The organism is Modestobacter sp. VKM Ac-2984, assembly GCF_026967985.1.
Taxonomy (GTDB): Bacteria; Actinomycetota; Actinomycetes; order Mycobacteriales; family Geodermatophilaceae; genus Modestobacter.
Genome location: NZ_JAPVBJ010000001.1, coordinates 379,279 through 404,266 on the forward strand (window position 1 = coordinate 379,279; position 24,988 = coordinate 404,266).

29 protein-coding genes and 1 other RNA gene are annotated in these 24,988 nt (G+C 73.6%); 6 read left to right on the forward strand and 24 right to left on the reverse strand.

The features are described from left to right. Nucleotides 1-14: 14 nt before the first annotated feature. Both O2W16_RS01800 and O2W16_RS01805 read right to left on the reverse strand, forming a co-directional pair. On the reverse strand, nucleotides 15-437 hold the full coding sequence (locus tag O2W16_RS01800) for a ChaB family protein (protein ID WP_269157086.1): 423 nt from the start codon (nucleotides 435-437) through the stop codon (nucleotides 15-17). A 101-nt stretch (nucleotides 438-538) separates the two neighbouring features. Then, a complete protein-coding gene (locus tag O2W16_RS01805; protein ID WP_269157087.1) occupies nucleotides 539-1,690 on the reverse strand; it encodes an endo-1,4-beta-xylanase in 1,152 nt (383 codons plus the stop codon). Between the two features lie 228 nt (nucleotides 1,691-1,918). Here O2W16_RS01805 and O2W16_RS01810 point away from each other — a divergent pair, with 228 nt between their 5' ends. Further along, nucleotides 1,919-2,938: a LacI family DNA-binding transcriptional regulator gene (locus tag O2W16_RS01810; RefSeq protein WP_269157088.1), complete on the forward strand. Its 1,020-nt coding sequence runs from the start codon at nucleotides 1,919-1,921 to the stop codon at nucleotides 2,936-2,938. A gap of 12 nt (nucleotides 2,939-2,950) precedes the next feature. Here O2W16_RS01810 and O2W16_RS01815 read toward each other — a convergent pair whose 3' ends face one another. Genes O2W16_RS01815 through O2W16_RS01825 form a run of 3 tightly spaced genes read right to left on the reverse strand, consistent with a single transcriptional unit; the run spans nucleotide 2,951 to nucleotide 4,679 of the window. Then, the gene (locus tag O2W16_RS01815; protein WP_269157089.1) at nucleotides 2,951-3,193 is read right to left on the reverse strand and encodes a hypothetical protein; all 243 of its coding nucleotides are present in this window, start codon (nucleotides 3,191-3,193) and stop codon (nucleotides 2,951-2,953) included. Between the two features lie 53 nt (nucleotides 3,194-3,246). Then, nucleotides 3,247-3,504: a DUF2795 domain-containing protein gene (locus O2W16_RS01820; protein ID WP_269157090.1), complete on the reverse strand. Its 258-nt coding sequence runs from the start codon at nucleotides 3,502-3,504 to the stop codon at nucleotides 3,247-3,249. A 47-nt stretch (nucleotides 3,505-3,551) separates the two neighbouring features. Next, nucleotides 3,552-4,679: a baeRF2 domain-containing protein gene (locus tag O2W16_RS01825; RefSeq protein WP_269157091.1), complete on the reverse strand. Its 1,128-nt coding sequence runs from the start codon at nucleotides 4,677-4,679 to the stop codon at nucleotides 3,552-3,554. Between the two features lie 222 nt (nucleotides 4,680-4,901). Between O2W16_RS01825 and O2W16_RS01830 the strand changes: the two genes are divergently transcribed. Further along, on the forward strand, nucleotides 4,902-5,246 hold the full coding sequence (locus O2W16_RS01830) for a hypothetical protein (protein WP_269157092.1): 345 nt from the start codon (nucleotides 4,902-4,904) through the stop codon (nucleotides 5,244-5,246). Nucleotides 5,247-5,296: 50 nt separating this feature from the next. Here the strand turns inward: O2W16_RS01830 and O2W16_RS01835 are convergent, their stop codons facing one another. The 9 genes from O2W16_RS01835 to O2W16_RS01875 form a co-directional block, all read right to left on the reverse strand. Then, nucleotides 5,297-6,187: a type II secretion system F family protein gene (locus O2W16_RS01835; RefSeq protein ID WP_269157093.1), complete on the reverse strand. Its 891-nt coding sequence runs from the start codon at nucleotides 6,185-6,187 to the stop codon at nucleotides 5,297-5,299. Nucleotides 6,188-6,189: 2 nt separating this feature from the next. Then, a complete protein-coding gene (locus O2W16_RS01840) occupies nucleotides 6,190-7,131 on the reverse strand; it encodes a type II secretion system F family protein (protein ID WP_269157094.1) in 942 nt (313 codons plus the stop codon). Next, nucleotides 7,131-8,543 (reverse strand): CpaF family protein, encoded by a 1,413-nt coding sequence (locus tag O2W16_RS01845; protein WP_269157095.1) that lies wholly within the window; start codon nucleotides 8,541-8,543, stop codon nucleotides 7,131-7,133. Before O2W16_RS01845 ends, O2W16_RS01840 begins: the two co-directional genes overlap by 1 nt. After that, entirely contained in the window at nucleotides 8,543-9,733 is a 1,191-nt protein-coding gene (locus O2W16_RS01850; protein WP_269157096.1) for an AAA family ATPase, read from the reverse strand. The genes O2W16_RS01845 and O2W16_RS01850 overlap by 1 nt, the downstream gene beginning before the upstream one ends. Then, a complete protein-coding gene (cpaB, locus tag O2W16_RS01855) occupies nucleotides 9,730-10,470 on the reverse strand; it encodes a Flp pilus assembly protein CpaB (protein ID WP_269157097.1) in 741 nt (246 codons plus the stop codon). Before cpaB ends, O2W16_RS01850 begins: the two co-directional genes overlap by 4 nt. A gap of 8 nt (nucleotides 10,471-10,478) precedes the next feature. Then, nucleotides 10,479-11,453, reverse strand: coding sequence for a Tad domain-containing protein (locus O2W16_RS01860; RefSeq protein ID WP_269157098.1), 975 nt, complete (start codon nucleotides 11,451-11,453; stop codon nucleotides 10,479-10,481). Next, the gene (locus O2W16_RS01865) at nucleotides 11,441-11,845 is read right to left on the reverse strand and encodes a TadE/TadG family type IV pilus assembly protein (protein ID WP_269157099.1); all 405 of its coding nucleotides are present in this window, start codon (nucleotides 11,843-11,845) and stop codon (nucleotides 11,441-11,443) included. Before O2W16_RS01865 ends, O2W16_RS01860 begins: the two co-directional genes overlap by 13 nt. A 106-nt stretch (nucleotides 11,846-11,951) precedes the next feature. After that, nucleotides 11,952-12,164: a Flp family type IVb pilin gene (locus tag O2W16_RS01870; RefSeq protein ID WP_269157100.1), complete on the reverse strand. Its 213-nt coding sequence runs from the start codon at nucleotides 12,162-12,164 to the stop codon at nucleotides 11,952-11,954. A gap of 683 nt (nucleotides 12,165-12,847) precedes the next feature. Beyond that, nucleotides 12,848-13,267, reverse strand: coding sequence for a YkvA family protein (locus O2W16_RS01875; RefSeq protein WP_269157101.1), 420 nt, complete (start codon nucleotides 13,265-13,267; stop codon nucleotides 12,848-12,850). A gap of 156 nt (nucleotides 13,268-13,423) precedes the next feature. On the opposite strand from O2W16_RS01875, the gene O2W16_RS01880 reads away from it, so the two are divergent. Next, nucleotides 13,424-13,630 (forward strand): hypothetical protein, encoded by a 207-nt coding sequence (locus tag O2W16_RS01880; RefSeq protein WP_269157102.1) that lies wholly within the window; start codon nucleotides 13,424-13,426, stop codon nucleotides 13,628-13,630. A 68-nt stretch (nucleotides 13,631-13,698) separates the two neighbouring features. Here the strand turns inward: O2W16_RS01880 and rnpB are convergent. The 3 genes from rnpB to O2W16_RS01895 form a co-directional block, all read right to left on the reverse strand. Beyond that, nucleotides 13,699-14,099, reverse strand: an RNA gene (rnpB, locus tag O2W16_RS01885) — RNase P RNA component class A. Nucleotides 14,100-14,145: 46 nt separating this feature from the next. Further along, the gene (locus O2W16_RS01890) at nucleotides 14,146-14,874 is read right to left on the reverse strand and encodes a PIG-L deacetylase family protein (RefSeq protein ID WP_269157103.1); all 729 of its coding nucleotides are present in this window, start codon (nucleotides 14,872-14,874) and stop codon (nucleotides 14,146-14,148) included. A 17-nt stretch (nucleotides 14,875-14,891) separates the two neighbouring features. After that, on the reverse strand, nucleotides 14,892-16,412 hold the full coding sequence (locus O2W16_RS01895; protein WP_269157104.1) for an MFS transporter: 1,521 nt from the start codon (nucleotides 16,410-16,412) through the stop codon (nucleotides 14,892-14,894). A gap of 97 nt (nucleotides 16,413-16,509) precedes the next feature. Here O2W16_RS01895 and O2W16_RS01900 point away from each other — a divergent pair, with 97 nt between their 5' ends. Then, complete coding sequence (locus O2W16_RS01900; protein ID WP_269157105.1) at nucleotides 16,510-17,508, forward strand: Lrp/AsnC family transcriptional regulator; 999 nt, start codon at nucleotides 16,510-16,512, stop codon at nucleotides 17,506-17,508. On the opposite strand, the gene O2W16_RS01905 is transcribed toward O2W16_RS01900, so the two are convergent. Beyond that, entirely contained in the window at nucleotides 17,509-17,868 is a 360-nt protein-coding gene (locus tag O2W16_RS01905; protein WP_269157106.1) for a DoxX family protein, read from the reverse strand. Between the two features lie 25 nt (nucleotides 17,869-17,893). Between O2W16_RS01905 and O2W16_RS01910 the strand changes: the two genes are divergently transcribed. Then, nucleotides 17,894-18,649 carry a sulfite exporter TauE/SafE family protein gene (locus O2W16_RS01910; protein WP_269157107.1) on the forward strand — a complete coding sequence of 252 codons (756 nt, stop codon included), beginning with the start codon at nucleotides 17,894-17,896 and terminating at the stop codon, nucleotides 18,647-18,649. An 86-nt stretch (nucleotides 18,650-18,735) separates the two neighbouring features. Here O2W16_RS01910 and nadA read toward each other — a convergent pair whose 3' ends face one another. From nadA to O2W16_RS01940, 6 genes are all read right to left on the reverse strand, one after another. After that, nucleotides 18,736-19,746, reverse strand: coding sequence for a quinolinate synthase NadA (nadA, locus tag O2W16_RS01915; RefSeq protein WP_269157108.1), 1,011 nt, complete (start codon nucleotides 19,744-19,746; stop codon nucleotides 18,736-18,738). 90 nt (nucleotides 19,747-19,836) lie between these two features. After that, complete coding sequence (locus tag O2W16_RS01920; protein ID WP_269157109.1) at nucleotides 19,837-20,931, reverse strand: bifunctional RNase H/acid phosphatase; 1,095 nt, start codon at nucleotides 20,929-20,931, stop codon at nucleotides 19,837-19,839. A gap of 37 nt (nucleotides 20,932-20,968) precedes the next feature. Beyond that, nucleotides 20,969-21,709 (reverse strand): zinc ribbon domain-containing protein, encoded by a 741-nt coding sequence (locus tag O2W16_RS01925; protein ID WP_269157110.1) that lies wholly within the window; start codon nucleotides 21,707-21,709, stop codon nucleotides 20,969-20,971. 58 nt (nucleotides 21,710-21,767) lie between these two features. Beyond that, on the reverse strand, nucleotides 21,768-22,625 hold the full coding sequence (locus O2W16_RS01930; protein ID WP_269157111.1) for a Nif3-like dinuclear metal center hexameric protein: 858 nt from the start codon (nucleotides 22,623-22,625) through the stop codon (nucleotides 21,768-21,770). 67 nt (nucleotides 22,626-22,692) lie between these two features. After that, nucleotides 22,693-23,832 (reverse strand): L-dopachrome tautomerase-related protein, encoded by a 1,140-nt coding sequence (locus O2W16_RS01935; RefSeq protein ID WP_269157112.1) that lies wholly within the window; start codon nucleotides 23,830-23,832, stop codon nucleotides 22,693-22,695. A 30-nt stretch (nucleotides 23,833-23,862) separates the two neighbouring features. Beyond that, nucleotides 23,863-24,360, reverse strand: a complete 498-nt coding sequence (locus O2W16_RS01940) for a GNAT family N-acetyltransferase (RefSeq protein ID WP_269157113.1) — start codon at nucleotides 24,358-24,360, stop codon at nucleotides 23,863-23,865. A 185-nt stretch (nucleotides 24,361-24,545) separates the two neighbouring features. Between O2W16_RS01940 and O2W16_RS01945 the strand changes: the two genes are divergently transcribed. Further along, nucleotides 24,546-24,983, forward strand: coding sequence for a hypothetical protein (locus O2W16_RS01945; protein WP_269157114.1), 438 nt, complete (start codon nucleotides 24,546-24,548; stop codon nucleotides 24,981-24,983). Nucleotides 24,984-24,988 lie beyond the last annotated feature (5 nt).

The window sequence follows — 24,988 nt, forward strand, 5'->3', positions numbered from 1 at the left end:
TCAGTGTCGCCGGGTCACTCCTTGCGCGCCTCGGCGGTCTTCTGGTCATTGGCCTTCTGGATGGCGTCGACCAGTTCGTCCTTGTCCATCTTCGACCGGCCCTCGACGTCCAGCTCCTTGGCGACGTCGTAGAGGTGGGACTTGGAGGCGTTCGCGTCCACGCCGCCCTTGGTCTCCCGATCGGTGTCCCGGCCACCCTCGGCCTGGGGGTCACTCGGCCCCTTGTGGTCCTTGGGCTCCCAGTGGTCGCCCACCTTCTCGTGCGTGTGCTTCACCGCGCTCCAGGCCACCTGGTTGGCCCGCTGCGCGTCGTCGTACTCCTCGGCGGCGGAGTCGTGCGCCTTGGCGAAGGTCCGCTGCGCCTTCTCGTCCGAGCGCTGCAGGGTGCTGGGGATCTCGCTCTGCTTCGCGTCGCCGCTCTTCGTGGTCTTCGGCACGGCCGTTCTCCTCGGTCGTCGGGACGTTGACGCCGAACGGCTACCCGGTGGGGAGCCCGGCCAGTCACCGGGCTCCCCACGGGGTCAGGCGATCCCGCCGGTCAGCGGATGCCCAGCCAGCGGGCCTTGGCGAGGGTCACGGCGAGCGCCCAGTAGGCGGGCTTGCGCGTGTAGTCCTCGAACATCACGTTGGCTGCGCCGGTGCCCTCGAAGAAGACCGGCACCCAGGAGTACTTGTCGTTGAAGCCCCAGATGGTGAAGGAGTTGCAGTCCTCGACGCCGAGGCAGGCCTCCAGCGCCCAGCGGTACCAGTCGGCCTGCTGCTCCAGCTGCTCCGCCGTGGGCCGGCCGTCCTCCCCGAGCGGCATGCGGACGTCGAGCTCGGTGATCGCCGTCTCCAGGCCGAGGTCGTCGAAGCGCTGCAGGTTCTCCTCGAGCGTCGCCGGGAACGGGTACTCGAAGCTCAGGTGCGCCTGGGTGGCGAAGCCGTGCAGCGGCACGCCCTGGGCGAGGAGCTCCTGGGCGAGGGCGTAGTAGGCGTCGCTCTTGGGCCCGATGTCGTCGACCGCGTAGTCGTTGAGGAACAGGTCCGCCGTCGGGTCGGCCTCGTGCGCCCAGCGGAAGGCGTCGGCGATGATGCCCGGGCCGAGCTCGCTGATCCAGATGTTCTCCGGGCGGAAGGTGGGGTTCTCCCCGTCGGTGAAGACCTCGTTGGCGACGTCCCACTGCGAGATCTTGCCGGCGTACCGGCCGACCACGGTCTGGATGTGGTCCTTGAGGATCGCGCGCAGCTCCTCGGGGGTGAAGTCCCCCTCGGCCAGCCACGCCGGGTTCTGGCTGTGCCACAGCAGGGTGTGGCCGCGCACCTCCTGCCCGTGCTCCTGGGCGAACTCGACGATCGCGTCCATGGGCTCGAAGTTGTACCGACCCTGCTCCGGGTGGATGAACTCCCACTTCATCTGGTTCTCCGGCGACAGCGAGCTGAACTCACGCGCCAGCGCCTCGCGGTACTGCTCGTCGTAGGTGAAGGGATCGGGGTAGTCCTGCTCGAGGTGGTGCCCGCCCCCGGCGACGGCGGTGCCGATCTCCAGGTCGGCCGGCGCCACGTCGCGCAGGCCGTACCGGTCGAGGGCCTTGTGGACGCGCTGCTCCACGGCCTTGTGGACGCGCTGCTCCGCGGCCTGGTCAGGGACCCGGCCGCGTTCCCCGGCTGCTGCCGGGGCGAGGGTGGCGCCGAGGAGGACGGGCAGCACGCCCACCCCCACTGCGCACCGGACGAACCTTCGGGACAGGGACAGCTGGGAGCCCATGGTGCAACCTCTCGTCGGCGTCATCGCCATATCGGGAGTTTCCGGAAGTGCTGTGCGGCACGTTACGAACGAACGCGTGCGCTGACAACAGGTCCCCGGCGTGTCCCGGCGACCTCCGATGGGCGCGCCGGAGCGCCGTAGGGTGAGCCCTCCGACGACGAGGAGGGGCACGTGTCCGAGACCCGCACGGTCACCATCGCGGCCATCGCGGCCGAGGCGGGGGTGTCGGTGCCGACGGTGTCACGCGTCCTCAACGGCCGGTCCGACGTCGCACCGCACACCCGGGAACGGGTCGAGCGGCTGCTGCGCGACCACGGCTACCGGCGTCGCGGGGGCCGGCCCACCACCGCTGCCCGGCTGATCGACCTGGTCTTCAACGACCTCGACAGCCCGTGGGCCGTGGAGATCATCCGCGGCGTCGAGGACGCCGCCCACGCCGAGGGCGTGGGCACCGTCGTCACCGCGATCCACCGGCGGGCCAGCGACACCCGCTCGTGGCTGGACAACCTCGCCGGGCGCAACAGCGACGGCGCGATCCTGGTGACCAGCGACGTCGACCCGGCGCTGCACGCGGAGCTGCGCCGGCTGCACGTCCCGGCCGTGGTGATCGACCCGGCCGGTGTCCCCGAACTGGACGTGCCGACGATCGGTGCCACCAACTGGGCCGGCGGGCTGACCGCCACCGAGCACCTGATCGGGCTGGGCCACCGCCGGATCGGCGTCGTGACCGGAACACCGACCCTGCTGTGCAGCCGGGCTCGCCAGGACGGGCACCGGGCCGCGATGGAGGCCGCCGGGCTCACCGTCGACCCCGACCTGCAGGTCGGCGGCGACTTCAGTCACGAGGCCGGCTTCCGCGCGGCCACGGAGCTGCTGCGACTGCCCGAGCCGCCGACCGCCATCGTGGCCGCCAACGACCAGATGGCCTTCGGGGTCTTCGAAGCCGTCCGCCGTGCCGCCCTGCGGGTGCCCGAGGACGTCAGCGTGATCGGCTTCGACGACCTGCCGGGCGCCCAGTGGTCCTCACCGCCGCTGACGACCGTGCACCAGCCGCTGTCGGAGATGGGGTCGCTGGCGGCCCGCACCGTGCTGCGGCTGGTACGGGGTGAGCGCCTGGAGACCCCGCGGCTGGAGCTGTCGACCCGGCTCGTCGTCCGGGAGAGCACCGCGCCGCCCCGCCCCGGGGGCTGAGCGGCGCAGGGTTCAGGGCTGGTCGGCGGTCTCTGCGGACTGCCGGTGCCCGCCCTGGGCGTCGTCGGGGTCGGCGTGCACGGTGCGCTCCTCCGACTCGGCGAGGATGACCGCGGCCTGCACCTTGGGGTCCAGGCCCTCGTTGGTGGGGTCGGTGTCGCCCTCGACGGCCTGCTCCTCGGGCAGCAACTGCGCCCGGGTCTCGACGTTGTGCTCGGTGACGTTGGCGATCGCCTCGGGGGACGGGTCCTTCATGGAGGGCATGGGACGCCCCTACCCCGCTCCCCCGAGGCGCTACACCGGAGCGCTCAGAAGCGGTGCTGTTCCGTGCCGATGCCCAGCGCCTGGGAGACCTCCTGGACGTTGGCGAACTCGGTGCCGGCCGGCAGCCGCTCCAGGGAGCTGAGCACCCGGTCGGGGGCGTTGGACTCCCGGGCCCTGGCCAGCAGGGCGTCCCTGTCGGCCGGCCAGACCTCCTTGCCGAGGGCCTCGGCGATGGCGGCCCGGTGCTCCACGTCGGCCGGGTCGGTGCCGGGTGCGGTGCCGGGCTGGTGCGGATCGGTCATGGGGTGCTCCTCGTGTCGATCGGCCGAGCGGGGCGCGAGGCCGGAGGTCAGCTGGAGGTGGACGCGTCGGTGTACCGCAGGACGGCGGCCACCGGGATGTCACCGGGCATCGCCGTCCGCGGCACCACGACCACTGCTGCGTCACTGCCGACAGCGGCGCGCAGCAGCGCCTGGTCGACCGGGACGCGCTCGGCGTCGGTGACCCCGAGGGCGGTCATGTCCGACTCGTCCACGCCGATCTGCAACGGGTCGGGGCCGATGAGCAGCTGCTCGTCGTCGACCTGGTCGGCGAGGACCAGCGTCTCGACCTGGGCCTTACGCAGGGCCTCGACGACCAGCGCGGTGCCGGTGACGGCCAAGCCGTGCGCAGAGGCCGCCTGGACCTGCTCGACGGCCTGCGCCTGCCCGTGCGCCTCGTGCTCGGCGACGAGCTCCAGCGCCCGCAGCTCGACCGGCGCCCGGTCGGCCCCGGCTGCCCGGCCGCCCTCCTCCATCGAGACCAGGACGTCGCCGACCTCCTTGCTGGCCTTGTCGGCGAGCAGCTGGCGGGCCCGGACGTCACCGGCGACCAGCACGAACTTGGCTCCGCTCTGGACGACCAGCTGGTGGAGGTGGTCGGCCACCTGGCCGGCGTTCTCCTCCCACTGGTTCTCCGCGGTGTGCATGTAGGTGTTGTGGGCCCAGCCGCCGACCTTCACCTTGCGCATGTGGAAGGTGTCGCCCTCGACGGTCTGCTCGTCGGTGGGGCGGCCGGGGACGGTGGCCACCGAGACGTCGGCGCCGACGCGGTCGGCGACGACCACCACGTGCGGCACCCGCCCGGCGAGCTGGCGCAGCACCGGCAGCAGGTCCGGGTAGGGCGACCAGCGGGCGATCGGGTCGCGCGGCACGTCGGCCAGTGCCTCGTCGAGGACGACCGAGCCGTCGGCGGCGACGACCAGGGCGCGGCCGCGCAGGGTGGCGATCTCACCCCCCTCGTTGGCCTGCAGCAGCTGGCTGCGCACCGACTCGACCACCCCCTCGGGCGCGCCCGTTGCGGCCAGCTCCTCGCAGATCGCGCGGACCCGCAGCTCGACCTCGGCGTCGGCGTTCTCGGTGGTGTGGGTGACGTCAGCGCAGACCGTGGCGTACGGGCCGGGTGCGCTGAACACCTGCTCCAGGAAGGTCACGTCCATGGGACGGGGGCTCCTTCGATGTGGTCGACGTGTGCGGACGGGGCCGGCTCTGGGCCCCGATCAGTGCGTCGTCGCGGCCTACCCACCGGTCCGGCCGTCTCACACCCGGTGTGTCAGTCCGCGCCGCCCGGGTAGCAGAAGGACCCTCCTGCCCCCCACCACTCGCCAGCTCGCGGCGGGCCCCTGCAGGAGGGCCGAGAAGCACAACAGGAAGGAGCCGGGATGTCCGAGCGCGACAGCCTCCCGTTGCCCGACTACGACCACCTGCCCGTGGGGAGCCTCACCTCACGCATCCGCACCCTGGACGTCGACGGCCTGCAGGCCGTGCTGGCCTACGAGAAGTCGCACGCCAACCGCGTGCAGGTCGTCTCCGCGATGAACCACCGGCTCAGCGAGCTGCAGTCCGGCGACCAGCCCTCCGGGGGTGACCCGGGCGCCGTCCAGCCCGAGCAGGCCCCGGCGCCGTCCGCTGGATCGCCGGTGTCCGAGGCGACCACCGGGCCGCCGGTCAACCCGCCCTCGCAGGGCGACCCGACCAACCCGGCCCAGCCCCGCTCCACCGGCTGATCCGGCGATCGGGGACGAGCCGGCCACCGCACGCCGAGGCGGCGGCCGGCTCAGCCGCTGAAAGCGGCGACGATGTCCATCACCGCAGGCCCGAGCAGCACGATGAACAGCGTCGGCAGGATGCAGAGGATCAGCGGGAAGATGACCTTCACCGGGATCTGCATCGCCTTCTCCTCGGCCCGCTGGCGGCGCTTGAGGCGCATCTCCTGGGCCTGGGTGCGCAGCACGTCGGCGATCGAGACCCCGTACTGGTCGGCCTGGACCACCGCGCGGATGAACCGACGCAGGTCCGGAACGGCGGTGCGCTCGGCGAGAGCGAGGTAGGCCTCCCGGCGCGGCTGGCCGACCGCGATGTCCTGGAGGGTGCGCACCAACTCCTCGGCGAGCGGGCCGGTGCCGTTCTTCCCGGCCCGGGCCATCGCCGACTCGAAGCCCAGCCCCGCCTCCACGGCGATGGTCATCTGGTCCAGCGTGTCGGCCAGCTCCAGGCTGATGGCCTGCTGCCGCTCCTGCCCGCGGCTGTACAGCAGCAACTCCGGTACGAAGTAGGCCACGCCGGTCACCGCCACGGCGAGGAGACCGGGCAGGAGTCCAGGGCGACCGGAGACGACCACGAGCCCCAGCCCTGCGGCAACGGCGGCAAGCACCAGCTTCGCCGCGATGAGCCTGGGCAGCGGCCAGGCCGCCGGGCGGCCGGCGGTGCCGGCCAGCCGGTTGAGCCGGGCGACGGTGCCGCGCGGCGTCAGCGCCCGGACCAGGCCGGCCCCCGCCCGGGACCCGGACCGGGCCGCGGAGGCAGAGCTCAGGTCCAGACCGCGGGTGAGGTTCTCCCGTGCCTGGACGGCGGCCGGCGCGGGACCGCTGAGGGTGGCCCAGCCGAGCACCGGCAGCGCGAGGGCCAGTGCGACGGCGGCCATCAGCACGACGAGGGGAAGGTCCATGATCAGAACCTGATCGCCACGGTCTTCTTGAGCCAGAACCCGCCGACGGCCATCATCACCGCGGCCACCGCGAGCATGGCGTAGCCGGCGAGGCTCTGGGTGAACTTGGCCAGGTACGACGGGTTGGTCACCGAGAGGAACGCGACGATGCCGAACGGCAGCGCCATCAGCACGGTCGCCGACAGCTTCCCCTCCGCGGACAGCGCCTTGACCTGACGGCGGATCGCGTTGCGCTCCCGGATGGTGTGGCCCACCGCGTCCAGCACCTCCGCGAGGTTCCCGCCCACTTCCCGGTGGATGGCGATGGCCTGCGCGACCCAGACGAAGTCGTCGCTGCCCATCCGCGCGGCGACCTCGTCGAGGGCGTCGCTGAGGTCGCGTCCCACCCGGGTCTCGTTGAGGATCCGGGCGAACTCCTCCGACGTCGGCGCCTCGGCCTCGTGGGACACCGAGTCGACCGACCGGAGCAGGCTGTGCCCGGCCCGCAGGCTGCTGGCCATCAACTGCAGGGAGTCGTCGAGCTGGTCGGCGAACGCAGCCCGCCGTCGTGCGGCCCTGACCTTCAGCAGCAGCCTGGCGCCCAGCGGCCCGGCAAGGGTGGCGAGGGCGCCGAGCACCGGCCCGCCCAGCAGCGCGCCGGTGGCACCCAGGCCGAGCGTGGCCACGCCGACCAGCAGGACGAAGTCCGGCAGCGCCGTCGCAATCCCTGCCCGCTCCAGCGCGGCGGTGCCCGCGGCGGCCCGGCCCCGCTTCTCCAGCACCCTGCCCACCGCCGCACCGGCGGCCGCCCCGGCACCGGCGAGTGTGGAGGACGGCGGCGCGGTGGCCGGGTCCAGCCGGCTGAGCGGCACCTGGGCGGGGCCCGCAGGCAGGACAACGAGAGCCGTCAGGAGGAGCGCGGCCAGCACAGCCGACACCCCCAGGACGAGGAACGCCGAGGTCATCAGGACCAGCTCCGCTGGCGGGGGACGTCCGGAGCGCCGAAGACCCGCGGGGAGAGCGTGATCCCGAGGTCGTCGAACTTGTCGGTGAACCGCGGGCGGACCCCGGTGGGCACCGGCTTGCCCAGGAACTTCCCCTGTGCGTCGACGCCCGCGGAGTAGTCGAAGAGGAAGGCGTCCTGCAGGGTGACCGTCTCCCCCTCCATGCCCTGGACCTCGGTGACGTGGGTGACCCGCCGGCTGCCGTCCCGCAGTCGGGTGATCTGCACGACGACATCGACGGCGGAGGCGATCTGCTCGCGGATGGCCCGCAGCGGCAGGTCCATCCCGGCCATCAGGACGAGGGTCTCCAGCCGGGCGATCGCGTCGCGCGGCGTGTTGGCGTGCACGGTGGACAGTGAGCCGTCGTGACCGGTGTTCATCGCCTGGAGCATGTCCAGCGACTCACCGCCGCGGCACTCCCCCACCACGATGCGGTCGGGTCGCATGCGGAGCGAGTTGCGCACCAGGTCGCGGATGGTGATCGCACCCTTGCCCTCGATGTTGGGCGGTCGGGACTCCAGGCGGACCACGTGCTCCTGTTGCAGCTGCAGCTCGACGGCGTCCTCGATGGTGACGATGCGCTCGCCCTCGGGGATGAAGGAGGACAGCACGTTGAGCAGCGTCGTCTTCCCGGTGCCCGTGCCCCCGGACACGATGATGTTCAGCCGCGCCTCCACGCACGCGTTCAGCAGCTCGGCCATCTCCGGTGAGAGCGTGCCGAAGGCGATGAGGTCCTCGACCCCGAACGGGTCCTTCGAGAACTTGCGGATGGTCAGCGTGGAGCCGCTGAAGGCCAGCGGCGGGATGATCGCGTTGACCCGGGAGCCGTCGGCCAGCCGCGCGTCGACCAGCGGCGATGACTCGTCGATCCGCCGTCCCACCCGGGAGACGATCCGGTCGATGACCCGGCGCAGGTGCTCCTCGGAGGTGAAGCGCGACGCGGTCCGGCTGAGCCGGCCGTGCTGCTCGACGTAGATGGAGTCCGGGCCGTTCACCATGATCTCGGTGACCGCGGGGTCGTCGAGGAGCCGCTGCAGCGGGCCGTAACCCAGGACGTCGTCGGCCAGCTCGGCGGTGAGCCGCTGCCGCTCGTCGCTGCTGAGCGGGACGCTCTCCTCCTCCACCACCTCGTCGAGTTCGCCGAGCACGATGGTGCGGAGCTGGTCCTCGCTCAGGCTCGGGTCGTTCATCCGGCTGCCCATGCGCTCGAACAGCGCCTTGCCGACCCGGTCCTTGAGCCGGCTCAGGGCGTCGGGGACGGGCGGGCCCGTGAAGCCGGCGGCGGGCGCGGTCGTCACCGGCGCGACCGGCGCGGCCGGTACCGGCGCGACGGCGAAGCCACGGGCGGCGTCCAGGCGGGAGGCAAGGTTCATCAGGACGCCGCCCGGTGCCGGGCGCGGACACGGCCGGAGCTGACCAGGGGCGTGGCGGCGAACCGGGCCACCAGTCGGCGCAGCTCCTTGGTCATCGGGTCCCGGCCGCCGCTCTGCAGCAGGGGGACGCCCTGGTTGGTCGACGCCGGCACGGCCGACGACCGCGGGAGGACGACGTCCACACCGGTGCCGATCGTCGTCTCCACGTCACGCACCGACAGCCCACCCTTCGGGTCGGCGAAGTTCATCACCACGTGCCGGCCGGCCGGGATCATGCACAGCTCGCGGAGGACGTCGAGCTCCTTGCGCAGGCCGCGCACCCCCGGCACGTCCATGCTGCTGAGCATCACGACGTCGGTGGCCCGGTCCAGGGCGGCGAGCGTCTGCTCGGACAGACCCGGGGCGGTGTCGACCACGACATAGCGGAACTCGCGGGCCAGCGAGGTGAGCAGCGCGGTGACGTCCGCGGCGGAGACGGTGTCACCGGCCGCCGGGGAGTCCGAGCCGCACACGGCGTACAGCCCGCTGGGGTGGCCGGTCAGGAAGGTCTTGAGGACCATGGTGTCCTGGCTCGCCGGGCCGTGGACGGCGTCGGGCAACGTGTGCTCGGGCACCAGACCGAGCGCCGAGGCGACGTCGCCGAACTGCACGTCCAGGTCGACCAGCACCGTGGACTGCGGCGCGGATGCGGTCAGCCCGATGGCCAGGTTGGTCGCAACCGTCGTCTTGCCCACCCCGCCCTTCGGGGAGGCGACGGTGATCACCCGGCCCGTGTAACGGCTGGTGTCGTCGGCCGGGCGCAGCGCACGCCGCCGGCCGGCCGCGGCCTGCGCGGCCCGCTCGATCGCCGCCCGGATCTCCCCGACGTCGGCGCCGGGGTCCAGCAGGTCGCGGATGCCGGCCCGCATGGCCGCCTGCCACAGCTCGGGCTCCTGCCGGGCGACGAGCACCACGCTGATCCCGGGGCACTGCGCGTCCATCCGGGCGGCCAGCCCGAGCACCTCGACAGCCGGCGCCCCCGGGCCGATCATCAGCACCTCCGGCAGCTCGCCGTCGGTGAGCTGCTCGAACAGTCGCGCCGGGTCGCCGGGCAGCCGGCCGGCCGGGAGCACGTGCACGTCGCCGTCGGCGGCGGCGGCGACCCGCCGGGCCAGCTCGTCGTCGGACGCGGCGAGCACGACGCGGCTCATGACCAGTCCTTTCCGTACACGTTGCCCGGCGTGATGACCTCGGTGCCGTCGATGTCGGCGCCGTCGGGTTCCAGGGAGAGCCAGAGGGTGCCGTGCTCGGCGCCGAAGACGACGCCCTCGGCCTGCTCGGCGGTGACCGCCAGGGTCACCATCAGGCTGGCCGCCGGCGCCGCGGACCCGGCGGACGCGGTCTCGACGTCGGCTGCCTCCCCGACCGGCGCAGGAGCGCCCTGCACCTGGCTGACCAGCACGCCGTGCAGGATCACGTGCGTGCTGGGCGGGTCACCCACGGACACGAAGACCCCCACCGTGTCACCGGCGGCGAGCCGGCCGCCCACGGCCCGCTGGGGCTCGAGCAGCACGCTGACCTCCTGCGCGCCGGCCGGGACGGCGACCGTCCCCGGGACCTGCAGCTGGTCCGGGCGGGCGAAGCGGGTGGCGAGCACCTGCTCCCCCGGCTGCAGGTCCACGGTGGCCACCTGGCCGACCAGGTCGGCGAGGTCGGTGACCCGGCCCTCCACCGCGGCCTTGGCCGGCACCTGCTCCTGCCGGACCAGGGCGGCCAGCTCGGGAGCCGCCGTCCCTGCGGGGACGAGCTGGTCCACGACCAGCACCTCCACGGTCTGCACACCGGCCAGGGCGCGGGTGTCGGCGCCGCGCACGTAGGCCACCAGGACCACCGTGCCGACGAGGGCGAGGACCAGGGCCGCGAAGGCGGCCAGCAGTCGGCGTCTCACAGGAGCCCCTATCGGATCAGTCGGAGGATGTTGGTGCCGAGCGCGGGCGCGTCGGAGCTGTAGCTGAAGGCCTCGGAGAGGTCGACGAAGCGGGTGAAGTAGCCGCTCACGCACCGGTCGTTCCCGGAGCACGGCTTCGGGCTGGTGGAGAACTGGCCGCCGAAGTGGAAGCCGGTGAGCCGGAAGGCCGCATAGCCGTAGACGTGGTACCAGGCGTTGTCCCCTGTGCCGTCGTGGTCGTCGAAGATCGGGAGCAGGATGGTCCGGCCGATCCAGCTGGTCACGTCGGCAGCGGAGCACGATGAGGGCGGGGTGTTGCCCGTGGAGGAGTACGAGCGGTTCCCGATGGCGCTGGAGGCCCGGCAGGTGCCCGGATCGGAGTCCAGGTAGCCGAATCCGCCGGGCACGAAGTTCCCCGACGGACCGGTGCACGACATGCCGTCCGGCGTCGACTTCGTCAGGTTGATGGTGTGCACGGTGGTCGCCGACGGGAGCCCGCCGTGGGTCTGCCGCTCGAACTCGCACCACGAGAAGGTCAGCGGCAGCACCGCCGTGCCGGCATCCGGGCTGCCCCAGCCGACGGTGGCCGTGGCCTCGACCGCGGTGGCGTCATGCCCGATGACCGGCGCGAACCAGTGCTCCACCGGGGTGGTCCCGGTGACCTGGACGCTGAGCGGGGCGGAGCTGAGCACCGGCGGAGCGGTGCTCGCGTCCCCGTCGTTGGCCGCCACGACGGCCGACGCGGTCGCGACCATGTCACCGCAGGCCCCGCGGGCACAGTCCTGGGCGACCGCGAAGGCCGCCGCATCGGCGGCGGTCTGGAGCCGGGCCCGCTCGGCGTACAACGCGCCGACGTCTACGGCGATGGCCGCGAAGCCGAGCATCGGGACCATCAGCAGCGCGAGTACGACGGCGGCCGCCCCGTGCTCGTCGCCGAGCCGGCCCGCCGTCCGTCGGGTGAACCGGGAGATCAGCCGTTGCATCGCATGACTCCCTTCGCCGTCAGGTCGAGGCCGGAGCCGAAGAACCCGGTCAGGTAGGGCTTGGGGTAGCTGATGGTCACGCTCACGTAGGTGCTGCTGCTGGTTCCGCCGATGAGCGGGCACGAGGCGGGGGTGATGGCGATCTGTGCGTCGGTGATCCCGGGGATCACCGTGGAGGCAGCGCCGCGGACGGCGGACCGCGCCGCGGCCTGGTCGTTCTGCAGGGCCATCGCCCGGGCTCCCTCACGGGCGGCCGCGGACAGCGTTCCCTGCACCGAGAAGGCGTGCCCGAACTCGGCGATGCCGAGCACCAGCACGATGAGCAGCGGGACGATCATCGCGAACTCCACCGCGCTCGCTCCACGCTCGCCGCGCAGCCGTCGTCCGACCACGTCCCACCTCCTCGTTCCTACGTCGGGGCTCCCTGGCGCAGCGGCGCGGCGGCCCCCGGAGGGACCGCCGCGCCCGGCAGCCACTACTGGACTCAGGCGCGCGGCGTCAGCCCGTGACGGTCCCGCCGAGCTTCGTGGTGATGGTCGTGAAGAGGGTGTTCAGCTGGCCACCGAGCGCGGTGACGGCGACGATGATCACGACGGCGATGAGGCCGACCATCAGGCCGTACTCGACGGCGGTCGCGCCCTTCTCCTCCTTCTTCAGCCGGTCGGTGGCGAAGGAGGCGAGGGTGTACAGGGTGGTGTAGAGCTGGACCACGGTGATCTCCCGAGGGTGTCTGGCCGGCTGGCACCGGTCGGCTGACCAGTCCTTGCGGCTGCACCGAGACCATCGAGTTCCACTAGGGCGAACTTGAGCAACGCCCCCCGTCCGGGGTAACGACGCCAGCCGTCCGGGGGTCGGTCACCGGCGACCGTCACAGAGAGTTGTGACCCGGGCCACGGGCCTGTTGCATCAGGGGAACGGGAGTGCAACTCCGACAGCCGCACCGAGCAGCATCGCCGGCCCGAACGGCAGGGAACTGCTGCGCCGGACCCGGCCGGCGGCGAGCAGGATGAGGGCGAGGCCGGCCCGGACGACGAACCCGGCCGCCGCACCGACCAGCAGCGCCGAGCAGCAGGAAGGCGGGCAGCTCCGCCGTCGGACCGATGCGCAGCGCGATCAGGCCGGCGAGCAGGCCGGTGGCCACCGCGAGGACCGGCGGGCGGACCGCGGCGCTCCCCGGGCCATGAGGTCGGCCGGTCGCGCGCCGGCCGACCACGGGAACCGCCCGGCGCCCCGGTTCCCAGTGCTCCGGCGAGCAGACCGAACAGCGAGGCGCCGACGGTGACCGCGGTCAGCGCGGGGTCACCGGACAGGCTCCTGGCCGCCCTGACACGCCGCCACTCCTGCACCCGGCAGGCCGGGAGCCCGCGCGTCCGGCCGGCTCACCGAAACCGGGCTCAGTGCCCGGTCGGGCGGGGCGTCCCCGGGACACCTGGACCGAGCAGCCGCTCGATGATGCGGCGGTCACCCGGCCAGGCGTCCAGCAGCACGTCCCGGGGCACCCGGCGGGCCGCGTAGCGCAGCGCCAGGGCGACCACCACGACGTCGTCCAGCGGCCCGATGACCGGCAGGAACTCCGGGATCAGGTCGATCGGCGAGAGCACCCACAGCCCGGCCAGCAACAGCGCCACCTTCGCCCGGCGCGGCACCGCAGGATGCCGGCGCAGCCGGCGGAGAGCGGTGGCGCAGGCGGGGAGGAACCGGGCCAGCTCCCGAGCCGTGCCCGGCGGCAGCGTGCGGGCCAGCAGCACGAGCACCGCCCAGCTGAGCAGGACGACGGCCACGGCGACGCCCACCCAGGTCAGCCAGCGCGTCACCCGCGCAGTCTCCCAGCCCACCGCCCGACCGGAAGAACCGACCGCAGGGGTGCCCAGGGGGACGGAGACGGCTCGTGTGCCCTGTGGGGTGGCCGTGAGACGACACGGTGCAGCAACCTGCGGGGAACTGCTGGACGGTCTGCCTACCGTCCGGCCATGCGCCCGAAGCGACTCCCCCCGGTCCCCCAGCCCACCGCCCGCCTGCAGCAGCTGACGCTGATCGCCGCAGCCCGGGTGAGCGCCTGCCGGACGGCGTCCAGCCAGCAGATCACCGACATCGTGCGGGTCACGGTGGACGACGAGGTGGACACCACCACGTTCCGGGCGATCGTCGCCGAGGTCGGCGGTGACGCCCTGCGCTGACCGCCGGGCACGGCGCACCGGGCGAGCGCCGACGCCTCCCCGGAGGGAGGCAGCGGCTGAGGGGGCGACGGACGAGTCGGCCTGTACGCCGGGTTCTGTCCCCGGGCGCCTCGCGGCGTCCCGATGAGCGGCCATCCATCTAGGCCTGCCGTTGCCGACAGGCTCGAGCGGTCCACCCGCAGGCTCGGGCGGGCAGCCCTCGAACGCCTGCGCAGGACGGCGGCGGACCGCCGTCCCTTTTCGACCTTGCTCCGGGTGGGGTTTACCGAGCCACACCGGTCACCCGGTGTGCGGTGGTCTCTTACACCGCCGTTTCACCCTTACCAGTGCGAGCACTGGCGGTCTGTTCTCTGTGGCACTTTCCCGCGGGTCACCCCGGGTCGCTGTTGGCGACCACCCTGCCCTGTGGAGCCCGGACGTTCCTCGGCGGCAAGGTCTCCCCCACCGACGCGACCGCCCAGCCGACTCGTCCGTCGTGTCGGCAGCCTACCCCCGCCGCTCAGGCCGGCTGCGGCTCAGCCCCAGTAGAGCCGGAAGCCGACCTGGCGCCCGCCGTCCTCGGTCAGCGTGGCCATGTCGACCTGCCGGCGGGCCTGCTCCTCGACCGGGTCGTCGGACAGCGCCTCGAGGTAGCGGCGGTGCTCGACGAGGGAGGCGACGGCGGTCTCGACGCCGGCGCTGACGTCGACCACGTGCGGCGGCGGGTACCCGACCGCGTGCACGGCCACGTACTGCACGCCCGACCAGGGCGTCTCGGTCAGGTCGGGGAAGATCCACTCGTTGCCCGCGTCGGCGACGGCGTCCAGCAGCGACCGGGTCAGCGCCCGGTGGTCGGCGGAGTTCAGCGCGCCGGGGGTGACCTCCGGCGGGGTCCAGGTGTCCCCGCCGTGCATGACCACGACCAGGTCGGGCCGGTGCCGGCGCAGCGCCCCGGCGAGGTCCCGGCGCAGCTGCAGGTCGGCGACGAGCACGCCGTCGGAGTGGTCGAGGAACTCCACCTCCGAGACGCCGACGACGGCGGCCGAGCGGCGCTCCTCCTCCTCGCGCAGCGGACCGGCCTCGGCCGGGGACAGCCCGGCGATGCCCGCCTCGCCGCGGGTGGCCAGCAGGTAGTGCACCTCCTTGCCTGCCGCCGTCCACACCGCGACCGCAGCCGCGGGGCCGTACTCGATGTCGTCGGGGTGGGCGGCGACGACGAGCGCGCGCTGCCAGTCGTCCGGGAACGGGGCGCGGGCGGTGGCCATGCCCGGAGTCTGCCCGCTCAGCGCGCCGGGGCGGTCTCCGGCTCCGCCGCCCGCGGCCCGCCCTGGCTCGGGGCCGGGGCGCGCACCAGCCACAGCACCAGCAGCCCGCCCACGATGCCGGCGCCGCCACTGACCAGGAACACCTCCCGCAGCCCGCTGGCGTAGGCACTGCCGAGCAGGTCGGCGAGCCCGGCCCGGTCCGCGGGGGGCGCCGAGCCGACGAGCTGACCGGCCTGGCCGGCGGTCAGCGCGGAGGCGGTGTCCGCGGGGTCGGCTGCGCCGGCGTCCCGGAGCACGCCGGCCGCCTGCGCGGTGAAGACGCTGCCGAGCACCGCCACGCCGAGGGCGAAACCGAGCTGCCGGGCGGTGTTCACCGCCCCCGACGCCATCCCGCTGCGCTCGCGCGGCACCGCGGCCAGCGCCGAGGACGCCAGCGTCGGGTTGGCCACCCCGACCCCGATGCCCAGCACGGCCAGCCCCGGGACCAGGACCCGCCACGAGGAGTCGGCCTGCACGAACGCCATCAGCAGCTCGGCGACGCCGATGACGACCAGCCCGCCGCCGAGCACGAACCGCGGGGGCATCGTCTGGAGCCAGCGCCCGGCGAAGGCGGCCACGACGAAGCTGAACGCCGAGAGCGGGATGAACACCAGCCCGGCCTGCAGCGGCGAGAGCCCGAGCACCGACTGCAGCCACAGCGAGATGTAGAGGCTGCCGCTGAACGCCGCGGCGTTCAGCAGCAGCGCGCCGAGCATGATCCCGGTGAAGGAGCGGTTGCCGAACAGCCGGACGTCGAGCATCGGCGCCGGGCGACCGCGCTCGACGCGCACCCAGGCGGCCAGCACGAGGACGCCGGCGGCCAGCGGGCCCCAGGCGACCGGGGCGCTCCACCCGTCGGCGGCGGCGCGCACGAGGCCGAAGACGAGCCCCGAGGCGCCGAGGGTGAACAGCACGATGCCGGGGACGTCGGGCCGCGGGGCGTTCGGCTGGCGCGTCTCCTGCACCGCGATGAGGGTCAGCACGACACCGAACACGCTGATCGGCAGGTTGACGAAGAAGATCCACCGCCAGTCCAGCTCGGTGAGCGCGCCACCGAGGATCGGGCCCAGGGCCGCGGCCGCCCCGACCACGGCCCCCCAGACGCCGAAGGCGGTCCCGCGGTCGCGCCCCTCGTAGCTGGTGTTGATTAGCGCGATGGTGGTGGCCAGCATGGCCGCCGCCCCGATGCCCTGCACCGCCCGCGCCCCGATCAGCAGCTCAGCGCTGGGGGCGAGCCCGCAGGCCAGCGACGCCACGGCGAAGAGCACCAGGCCGATCAGGGAGACCCGGCGCCGCCCGTACAGGTCGGCGAGCGACCCGGCGCCCAGCACCAGGGCCGCCAGCGCGAGGGCGTACACGTCGACGACCCACTGGAGCTGACCGAAGCTGGTGTCCAGGTCGGTGGCCATGTCGGGCAGGGCGACGTTCACGATCGTGACGTCGATGAGGAGCATGAACGTGCCGGTGCAGATCGCGACCAGCGGCAGCCACGTGCGCATGGTGCCACTGTGCAACGGTCCTGGGACGGAACCCGGCTCGCCCGGCCCGCGGTGACGGGATCCTCCATCTCGGGTCCCGTGGTGCAGGATGGCGACCGTGCTCGACGCAGTGGACCGCCAGATCGTGCACGCCATGCAGGTCGACGGCCGGACCCCGTTCAGTCGCATCGGCGCCGTCCTGGGCGTCTCGGAGCAGACCGTGGCCCGCCGGTGGCGGCGGCTGCGGGCCGACGGTGTGGTCCGGGTGCTCGGGCTCACCACCCCGGAGGCCGCCGAGCCCAGCTGGCACATCCGGATGCGGGTGCAGCCGGCCGCCGCGGGGGCCGTGGCGGACGCCCTGGCCCGCCGTCCCGACGTCTCGTGGGTGAGCCTGACCGCCGGCGGCGCGGAGATCACCTGCTCCACGCGCCCCCGCACGACCCGCCAGCGCGACGCCCTGCTGCTGGACCGGCTGCCGCGCACCGTCCAGGTCATCGACCTGGCCGCGTTCTCGGTGCTGCACTCCTACGTCGGCGGCGCCTACGAGTGGACCGACTTCGACGACCCGCTCAGCGCAGAGCAGATCGCCGCCCTGGGCTCCGAATCGGCCCGGACGACCCCCACCCCCGTGGTGCTGGACCCGGAGGACGAGCTGCTGCTCGCCGCGCTCGCCACCGACGGCCGGCTCAGCTGGGCCGAGCTCGCCGGGGTCACCGGCTGGTCGGAGAGCCGGGTGGCCCGGCGGGTGGATGCGCTGCGCTCGGCCGGCGCCCTCTACTTCGACCTGGAGATCGCCACCGAGCTGCTCGGGCACCCGGTGAGCGCGCTGCTCTGGCTGGGCGTCGCCCCGAAGGACATCGCCCACGTCGGTGAGTCCCTGGCCCGCGCGCCGGAGACCGGCTTCACCGCAGTCGTCACCGGCCCGGCCAACCTGATGGTGGCGGTGACCTGCCGGGACACCGCCCACCTGTACCGCTTCCTCACCGACCGGGTCGGCGCCCTGCCGGTGCGCACGCTGGAGACCTCGACGGTGCTGCGCCGGGTCAAGCAGGCCGGCAGCCTGATGGACGGCCCGCGGCTCACCGACCCCGAGCCGCCCCCGGTCCGCGGCCGCTGATCAGCGGCCTCGGGCGACCCGCAGCGCGGCGCTGAGCATCGGCACCTGGAAGGGGATCCGCGCCACCGCGACCGTGAGCCTGGCCGGGTCGCGCCGGAACCTGCGGAGCGTCTGGGCGTGTGCGGGCAGCACGCCGACCAGCACGGCCGCCGCGGCCCAGCCCCCGAGCCGGCGGGTCCGCGGGACGGCGAGCAGGGCAGCCGTGGCCAGCTCGGCCACCCCGCTGCCGGTCACCCACGGCCGCGCGGGCCCCAGCTCCGGGGGGATCATCCAGTCGTAGGTCTGCGGCCGCACCAGGTGCACCGCGCCCGACCCGGCCATCCCGGCGGCCATCACCAGTGCGCGCACGTCGTCCCTCATGAACCGGACAGTAGGCTCCGCGCCCGTGTCCCCTGTCGACCTGCTCATCGCCGCGGGGGTCGCTCTCCTGGCCGGCGGCATCAACTCGATCGCCGGCGGCGGGTCGCTGATCCTCTTCCCCGTGCTGGTCGCCCTGGGGCTGGGGACGGTGGCGGCCAACGTGACCAACTCGGTCGCCCAGTGGCCGGGCTACATCGGCGGGGTGCTCGGCTTCCGCAAGGAGTACGGCGGTCAGCGGGGCCGGATGATCCGGTTCTCGGTGGTCGCGGTGCTGGGCGGCACGGTGGGATCGGTGCTGCTGCTGACCACGCCGACCGAGGCCTTCGACACCGTCGTCCCGGTGCTGGTCTTCCTCGCCAGCATCCTGCTCGCCTTCCAGACGATGATCACCAAGCGGCTCAAGAAGCAGCCGGAGGGCGTCGCCCACGTCGACCCGGTGTGGCTGTACGTGGCGCTGTTCCTGGCCACCGTCTACGGCGGCTACTTCGGCGGCGCGCTGGGCGTCATCCTGGTCGGCGTCCTGGGGTTGGGGCTGGGCCGGCTGAAGCTGGCCAACGCGATGAAGAGCGCGATCTCGCTGGTCACCGCCTCGGTGACCGTCGTCGTCTTCGGCATCTGGGGCCCGGTGGAGTGGGCCTACGTCGCCGTCTGTGCGCCGGCCGCCCTGCTCGGCGGGTTCCTCGGCGCGAAGGTGGCGACCCGGATCCCGACCACGCCGCTGCGCGTGCTCATCGTCGCGTTCGGCGTCGGGGTGTCGATCTACCTGTTCCTGCGCACCTGACCTCAGCGCCCGCTGATCATCGGCGAGTGGCTGCACGGCACGCCGGCCGGGACAGCCGATCGCCGATGATCAACTGCGGGTGAGGCTCACTCCCCGCCGCGGCCGGGCTCGCCGATCGCGATCATCGCCTCGACCGCCCGGCGGGCGCGGGCCGCGGTGTCCGGGTCGACGTCGATCGCACCCTCACCGGTGCGCAGGGTGTGCAGCAGCTTCGCCGGGGTGATCATCTTCATGTAGCGGCAGGCGGCCCGGGCGTTCATCGGGATGAACTCGGTCGTCGAGTTCAGCGACCGCAGCTGGTGCAGGATGCCGATCTCGGTGGCCACCAGCACCTGGCTCGCGGTGCTGGCCGCGGCGGCGGTGGCCATGCCCCCCGTCGAGAGCACCCGGGTGCGGTCGGCCGGCAGGTCACCGTGGCTGACCAGGTCCAGCACCGAGGTGGTGCACCCGCACTCGGGGTGGACCAGGATCTCCGCGTCCGGGTGGGCGGCGATCTGCGACCGGACGTCGGCCGGGCTGATCCCGGCGTGCACGTGGCACTCCCCCGCCCAGATCGAGATGTTCGACCGGCCGGTCACCCGCTTCACGTGCGCGCCCAGGAACTGGTCGGGCAGGAAGAGGATCTCCTGGTCGGCCGGGATCGACCGCACGACGTCGGCGGCGTTGGACGACGTGCAGCAGATGTCGGTCTCGGCCTTCACCGCTGCGGTGGTGTTGACGTAGCTGACCACGACGGCACCCGGGTGCTCGGCCTTCCACTCCCGCAGCTGCTCGGCGGTGATGCTGTCGGCCAGCGAGCAGCCGGCGGCGTGGTCGGGCAGCAGCACGGTCTTGTCCGGCGACAGGATCTTCGCCGTCTCGGCCATGAAGTGGACGCCGCAGAAGACGATCTCGCGTGCGTCGGTCTCGGCGGCGACCCGGGAGAGGTACAGCGAGTCGCCGGTGAAGTGGGCGACGTCCTGGATCTCGGGGACCTGGTAGTTGTGCGCCAGGACGACGGCCCCGCGCTCGTCGGCCAGCCGGCGGATCTCCGCCGCCCACGTCTCGTACTCGGCGGCGGACATGGTGCGGTCATCAGCGGCGACGGTCGCGGTCACAGAACTCCTCAGGAGGCCGGGTCGGGTACCGGAAGGTCCAACAGTCGAGGCCGCGCCCGGCTTCCCGGGCGATCAGCCGAGGTGCAGCGGTCAGCCGAGATGAGAGGTGTCGTTCACCAGCCGCACCGTGGTGCGGCCGTCGGAGGACCAGGTGACCGTCGACAGCGACGCGGCCTCCAGGAACACCCGGTGCACGATCTCGTCCCCGACGCCGAGCCCCGCGGCCAGCAGGAGCTTGATCGGGGTCACGTGGCTGACCAGCAGCACCGTCTTCCCGGCGTGCCGCTCCAGGACCCGCGCCCGCGCCCGGGCGACCCGGGCGGAGACGTCGGCGATCGACTCCCCACCGGGCGGGCGGACGTCGGTGGCACCCGACCAGCGCCGGAACGCCAGCGGGCTCTTCGCCTGGGCCTCGGCCGCGGTCAGCCCCTCCCAGGCGCCGAAGTCGAGCTCGCGCAGGTCGGTGTCGACCTCGACCGGGACACCGAGCACCTCTGCGGCCGCCTCGGCGGTCTGCCGGGTGCGCTGCAGCGGGGAGCTGACGATCACGTCGATGCCCCGCCCGGCCAGGTGCCGGGCGGCGGCTGCGGCGTCCGCGCGCCCGAGCTCGGACAGCGACAGATCGCTGCTGCCACTGAACCGACGCTCCGGGGTGTGCTCGGTGCGCCCGTGCCGCAGCAGGTGGGTCACGGTGGCGACGACCGGTGCCGGCTCGGCGGTCGGCTGGGTGTCGTCCTCGACCACCACCGGCTCGGTGGACAGGTCGCGACGCACCGGCTTGCCGTCCATCGCGCTGTTGGCCAGCGCGTCCGCGGCGCTGTTCTGCGCCCGGGGGATCCAGGTGTAACGCACCGAGCCGAGCTGGCGGGCGATGTCCCGGGCCTGCACCGCGAGCTTCTTCATGTCCGGGTGCTTGATCTGCCAGCGACCCGACATCTGCTCCACGACGAGCTTGGAGTCCATCCGGACCTCGACGCTCGCGCTCGGGTCGAGGTCGAGGACGGCCTGCAGCCCGGCGACCAGACCGCCGTACTCGGCGACGTTGTTGGTGGCCCGCCCGACGGACTCGGCCCGCTCGGCGAGCAGCCGGCCGGTCTCGGCGTCCTTCACCAGCGCGCCGTACCCGGCCGGCCCGGGGTTGCCCCGCGACCCGCCGTCCGCCTCGATGATGAGCCGGCGGCTCACGCCGATCCGCCGGGGACAGACATGGCCATTTCTGCCCTCACAGCCCGGACTCGGCGGTGCGGACCAGGACCCGGTTGCAGTTCTCGCAACGCAGCACGGTGTGCGGGTCGGCGTTGCGGTAGGAGGCCAGCTCGGTGCCGTAGAACTCGATCCGGCAGCCCTGGCAGCGACGGGCCTTCAGCTCGGCGGCGCCGGTGCTGCCGGTCTGCGCGGCGACCCGGTCGTAGACCTTCAGCAGGTCGGCGGGGACGGTGCCGGCGATCTCGTCACGCTTGGCCCGGTGCTGCGCGGTGGCCTCGGCGATCTGCGCCAGCGCCTCGTCCCGCCGCTGCTCGGCCTGCTCCTGGTCGGCCTGCGCCCCGGCCAGCCCGCCCTGCGCCGTGGCGAGAGCGGAGTCGGCGGTCTCGCGGCGCTCCATCAGCTCGAGCACCTGGTCCTCCAGGTCGCCCTGCCGGCGGTTCAGCGACTCCAGCTCGTGCTGCAGGCCGGTGATCTCCTTGGGGGTCGCCCCGCCGGAGTCGATCCGCGACTGGTCGCGGGCGGCCCGCTGCCGGACGGTGTCGACGTCGGCCTCCAACCGCTTCTGCTCGCGGTCGAGGTCACGCACCTCGGTCTCGGCCCGGACGACGTCGTCCATGAGGGCCCGCTGCGCCTCCTGGGCGGCCTCGACGGCGGCGAGCTCGGGAAGGGTGCGCTTGCGGTGGGCGAGTTGCGCGAGGGCGACGTCCTCCGCAGCGAGAGCCAGCAGCTTCTGCTGGTCGAAGTGGTCAGCCTGCACGGGCTCAACCTACCCGCGCGGCGGGGCCCGCCGGACCACCCGGCCCGGGCCGGTGCGATCAGCGGTGGGGCTCCCTGTCGACGCGGAACGTCCACGGGTCGGTGCGCCGGCCGGACACGGTGACCTGGACCTCCCCGCCCAGGTCCCGGTGCAGCAGGTCGGCGGCGACCGGCAGCCAGGGCCACTCCGACGCGTAGTGCGCCACGTCGCAGAGGGCCGGTCCGGGGACCTCGGCCGCGTCGACCGCCGGGTGGTGCTTGACGTCGCTGGTCAGGAACACGTCGGCGCCGGCGTCGGTGGCCGCGGCCAGCAGGGAGCCGCCGCTGCCGCCGCAGACGGCGACGGTGCGCACGGGCCGCCCGGGGTCACCGACGACCCGCACGCCCCCGGATGTGGCCGGCAGCGCGGCGGCCACCTGCTCGGCGAACTGCTGCAGGCTGGTCGTCTCCCGGAGCACCCCGATGCGGCCGAGCCCGGCCCCGGGGCTGGCCGCCGGCTCCAGCGGCACCGTGTCGACCAGCCCCACGGCTGCGGCCAGCGCGTCGTTGACGCCGTGCCCGGCGGCGCGGTCGGCGTTGGTGTGCGCGACGAACAGCCCGATGCCGGCGCGGACCAGCCGGTGCACCAGGCGGCCCTTGGGGTCGTCGGCGGGCACGCCGTGCACCGGGGTGAGCAGCAGCGGGTGGTGGGTGACCACCAGGTCGGCGCCCAGGGCGATTGCCTCGTCCACCACGGCGGCCGTCGGGTCGACGGCGAACAGCACCGAGCGGACCACCTCGGCGGGGTCGCCGCACACCAGCCCGACGGCGTCCCACGGCTCGGCGAGCGCCGGGTCGTAACGGGCCTCCAGCGCGGCGGTCACCGCACCCAGAGGGCGGCCGGAGCCGCTCCGCTCCCCCACCGCCGGACCGCTCATCGCCGACCTCGCACCACGGCTGCCACGGGAGGGGACTGTAGGGCAGCGCCCTACCCGGCCACCGCCGTCACCGGAGGCGGACCGGCCCGGCCCCGATCGGGGTGCGCAGCAGCAGGTAGGGGTACCGGCGCTGGTCGACGCCGCCGGCGTACCGGGCCTGCCGGTGCAGCTGGTTGGCGGTGACGTAGAGGTGGCCGTCGGCGGCCACCGACATGGTGTCCGGCCACAGCAGCCGGGGGTCGTGCACGACGGTCTCGATCGTGCCGTCGGGGCGGCGGCGGAGGATCGCGTTCTGCTCCCCTGCGGTCGCGTAGAGGTTGCCGGCGTCGTCGGTCTCCAGGCCGTCCCCGGCGCTGCCCTTGTCGCCCTCGTCGACGACGGTCGCCGCCACCGCGTCGTCGTCCAGGCTGCGGTCGACCAGCGCGTCGGTGGCCACGCTGTACCAGTGCCGGGCGGCCAGCGGGCAGTACCAGAGCCGCGCGCCGTCGGCGGAGATCGCGATCCCGTCCGAGCCCATCGCCACCGGCTGGGGCTCGGCGTCGGGCTCCGGCTGCTCCAGGAACGGCCGGCCCTCCACCATGAGCAGCAGCTCCGGCGGCACCTGCGCCTTGGTGGAGGGGTGGTCGCGCAGTCGTCGCCAGGAGTCACCGGTGGCCAGGTCGACCACGATGATCGCGTTCTCACCGGAGTCGGCGGAGTCGGTGATGTAGGCGACCCCCGCCTCGCCACGGCGCAGGTCGAAGCGGACGTCGTTGAGGTAGGTCGTCTCCAGGGCGGTCTCCCGCGGGAGGACGATCGTCTGCACGACGGTGTCGGTGTCCAGGTCGACGCAGACCAGCTTCGGGCCACCGACCTGGGTGGGCTGGAAGAGCGGGGAGCCGGTGTCGAGCACCCAGAGCCGGTCGGCCGGGTCGACGACGATGCTCTGCACGCTGACGAAGGCGGTGCGGTCGTCGTCGCCGGCGGGTGAGTTCCACGCCTCGTCGGGGAAGGCGACGACCTCGCCGTCCCGGATCTCGGCGACGGTGGCGCGCACGTCGTCGCCCCACTTCGGGAAGTTCACGAAGACCCGGCCGGTGTGCGACACCGAGACCCCGGTCGGCATCGGTCCCTCGGTGAAGGCGTGCACCACCTCCAGCTCTCCCAGGGGACGATCGGCCTGCAGCTCGGCGGCGGCGTTCGACGGCACGGTGCGCATCTCGGTCATGCCCGACCGATGCCCACCGCGGGCACGGGGCTAACGGGTGACCGGCCGCACCATGGCGACCCGCGGCCCGTGCCGGTCCAGTCCCAGCTCGACCTCTCGGCGGCGCAACGCCCCCAGCCCGGGGGTCAGCTCGGAGGTCACCACCCAGCCCTGCCGGGCGTAGAACGGTGCGTTCCACGGGACGTCGGCGTAGGTGAGCAGCGTGACCCGGTCGGCTTCGTGGCGCCGGGCCGTGTCCAGGGTGGCGGCGAGCAGCGCGGTGCCGATCCCACGCCGGCCGTGCGCCGGGTGCACCGACAGCTGCTCGAGGTGGACGGCGCCGTCCATCAGCTCCAGGACGGCGAACCCGGCCACCGGTCGGCCGGCGACCAGCACCCGCCAGGCGCGGGCGCGCGCCTCGGCGGTCGCCGGCGGTGGGAGGTCGGTGAGGCCCAGCGGCGCGAACAGCTCGTCAGCGGCGGACTCGACCGCCGCCAGCTGGGCCAGGTCCGCGTCGTCGGCATCGCGTACCTGCGCACCGGTCGACATGTCGGCACCCTGACACGTCGCGCAATCGACTTCTCGACCGTGGCTGCGCCGCTCGTCGCCTCGCCGAGTGCGCAGAACTGGTCGCTGACATGCGCCGACGCGCCGGGGCGGGCGGCACGAACTGTTCACTCGCGACGGGGCGCTTCTCCTGGTCAGGTCCAGCTGCACCTGTCACCGTCGACCGCGTGAGCGTTCCCACCGGGGAAGACGTCAGGACCCCGCAACCGCCCCCGCCGGTGCGTGGCCGCCGGGTCGCGCTGCTCGCCGCGATCGCCGTGCTGGTGGTGGCCCCGTACCTGGCCGGCGTCCTCGTGCCCTACTACGTCAACGACCTCGATGCCGTGCCGCTGGCCGAGGTGGCCGGTGGAGCGCACGACCCGAAGGACCTCTGGCCGGAGGGCACCGTCGGTGGCCTCGCCCAGCTGGCCGGCCTCCTCTCTCTCAGCCTGACCCCGATCGGCCTGGTGACCGTGCTGGTCGCCGCCCTGCACGGCCTCTTCCGGCGGCGGCCCACACCGGTGCTGGCCGTCGGCCTGGGCCTGGTGGCGCTCGGCTGCCTCGCCGGGCTGGCGTTCTTCCTCTCGCCGCTGGGCAGTGCGCTGATCAGCTGGCGACTGGACTGAGGACA

Bases quoted from the DNA above. Each gene is read 5' to 3' on its own strand.
- O2W16_RS01815 (WP_269157089.1), bottom strand. From the start codon at position 3,193: ATGAAGGACCCGTCCCCCGAGGCGATCGCCAACGTCACCGAGCACAAC.
- O2W16_RS01820 (WP_269157090.1), bottom strand. From the start codon at position 3,504: ATGACCGATCCGCACCAGCCCGGCACCGCACCCGGCACCGACCCGGCC.
- O2W16_RS01825 (WP_269157091.1), bottom strand. From the start codon at position 4,679: ATGGACGTGACCTTCCTGGAGCAGGTGTTCAGCGCACCCGGCCCGTAC.
- O2W16_RS01830 (WP_269157092.1), top strand. From the start codon at position 4,902: ATGTCCGAGCGCGACAGCCTCCCGTTGCCCGACTACGACCACCTGCCC.
- O2W16_RS01835 (WP_269157093.1), bottom strand. From the start codon at position 6,187: ATGGACCTTCCCCTCGTCGTGCTGATGGCCGCCGTCGCACTGGCCCTC.
- O2W16_RS01840 (WP_269157094.1), bottom strand. From the start codon at position 7,131: ATGACCTCGGCGTTCCTCGTCCTGGGGGTGTCGGCTGTGCTGGCCGCG.
- O2W16_RS01845 (WP_269157095.1), bottom strand. From the start codon at position 8,543: ATGAACCTTGCCTCCCGCCTGGACGCCGCCCGTGGCTTCGCCGTCGCG.
- O2W16_RS01850 (WP_269157096.1), bottom strand. From the start codon at position 9,733: ATGAGCCGCGTCGTGCTCGCCGCGTCCGACGACGAGCTGGCCCGGCGG.
- O2W16_RS01860 (WP_269157098.1), bottom strand. From the start codon at position 11,453: ATGCAACGGCTGATCTCCCGGTTCACCCGACGGACGGCGGGCCGGCTC.
- O2W16_RS01880 (WP_269157102.1), top strand. From the start codon at position 13,424: ATGCGCCCGAAGCGACTCCCCCCGGTCCCCCAGCCCACCGCCCGCCTG.
- O2W16_RS01890 (WP_269157103.1), bottom strand. From the start codon at position 14,874: ATGGCCACCGCCCGCGCCCCGTTCCCGGACGACTGGCAGCGCGCGCTC.
- O2W16_RS01895 (WP_269157104.1), bottom strand. From the start codon at position 16,412: ATGCGCACGTGGCTGCCGCTGGTCGCGATCTGCACCGGCACGTTCATG.
- O2W16_RS01905 (WP_269157106.1), bottom strand. From the start codon at position 17,868: ATGAGGGACGACGTGCGCGCACTGGTGATGGCCGCCGGGATGGCCGGG.
- O2W16_RS01930 (WP_269157111.1), bottom strand. From the start codon at position 22,625: ATGAGCGGTCCGGCGGTGGGGGAGCGGAGCGGCTCCGGCCGCCCTCTG.
- O2W16_RS01935 (WP_269157112.1), bottom strand. From the start codon at position 23,832: ATGACCGAGATGCGCACCGTGCCGTCGAACGCCGCCGCCGAGCTGCAG.
- O2W16_RS01940 (WP_269157113.1), bottom strand. From the start codon at position 24,360: ATGTCGACCGGTGCGCAGGTACGCGATGCCGACGACGCGGACCTGGCC.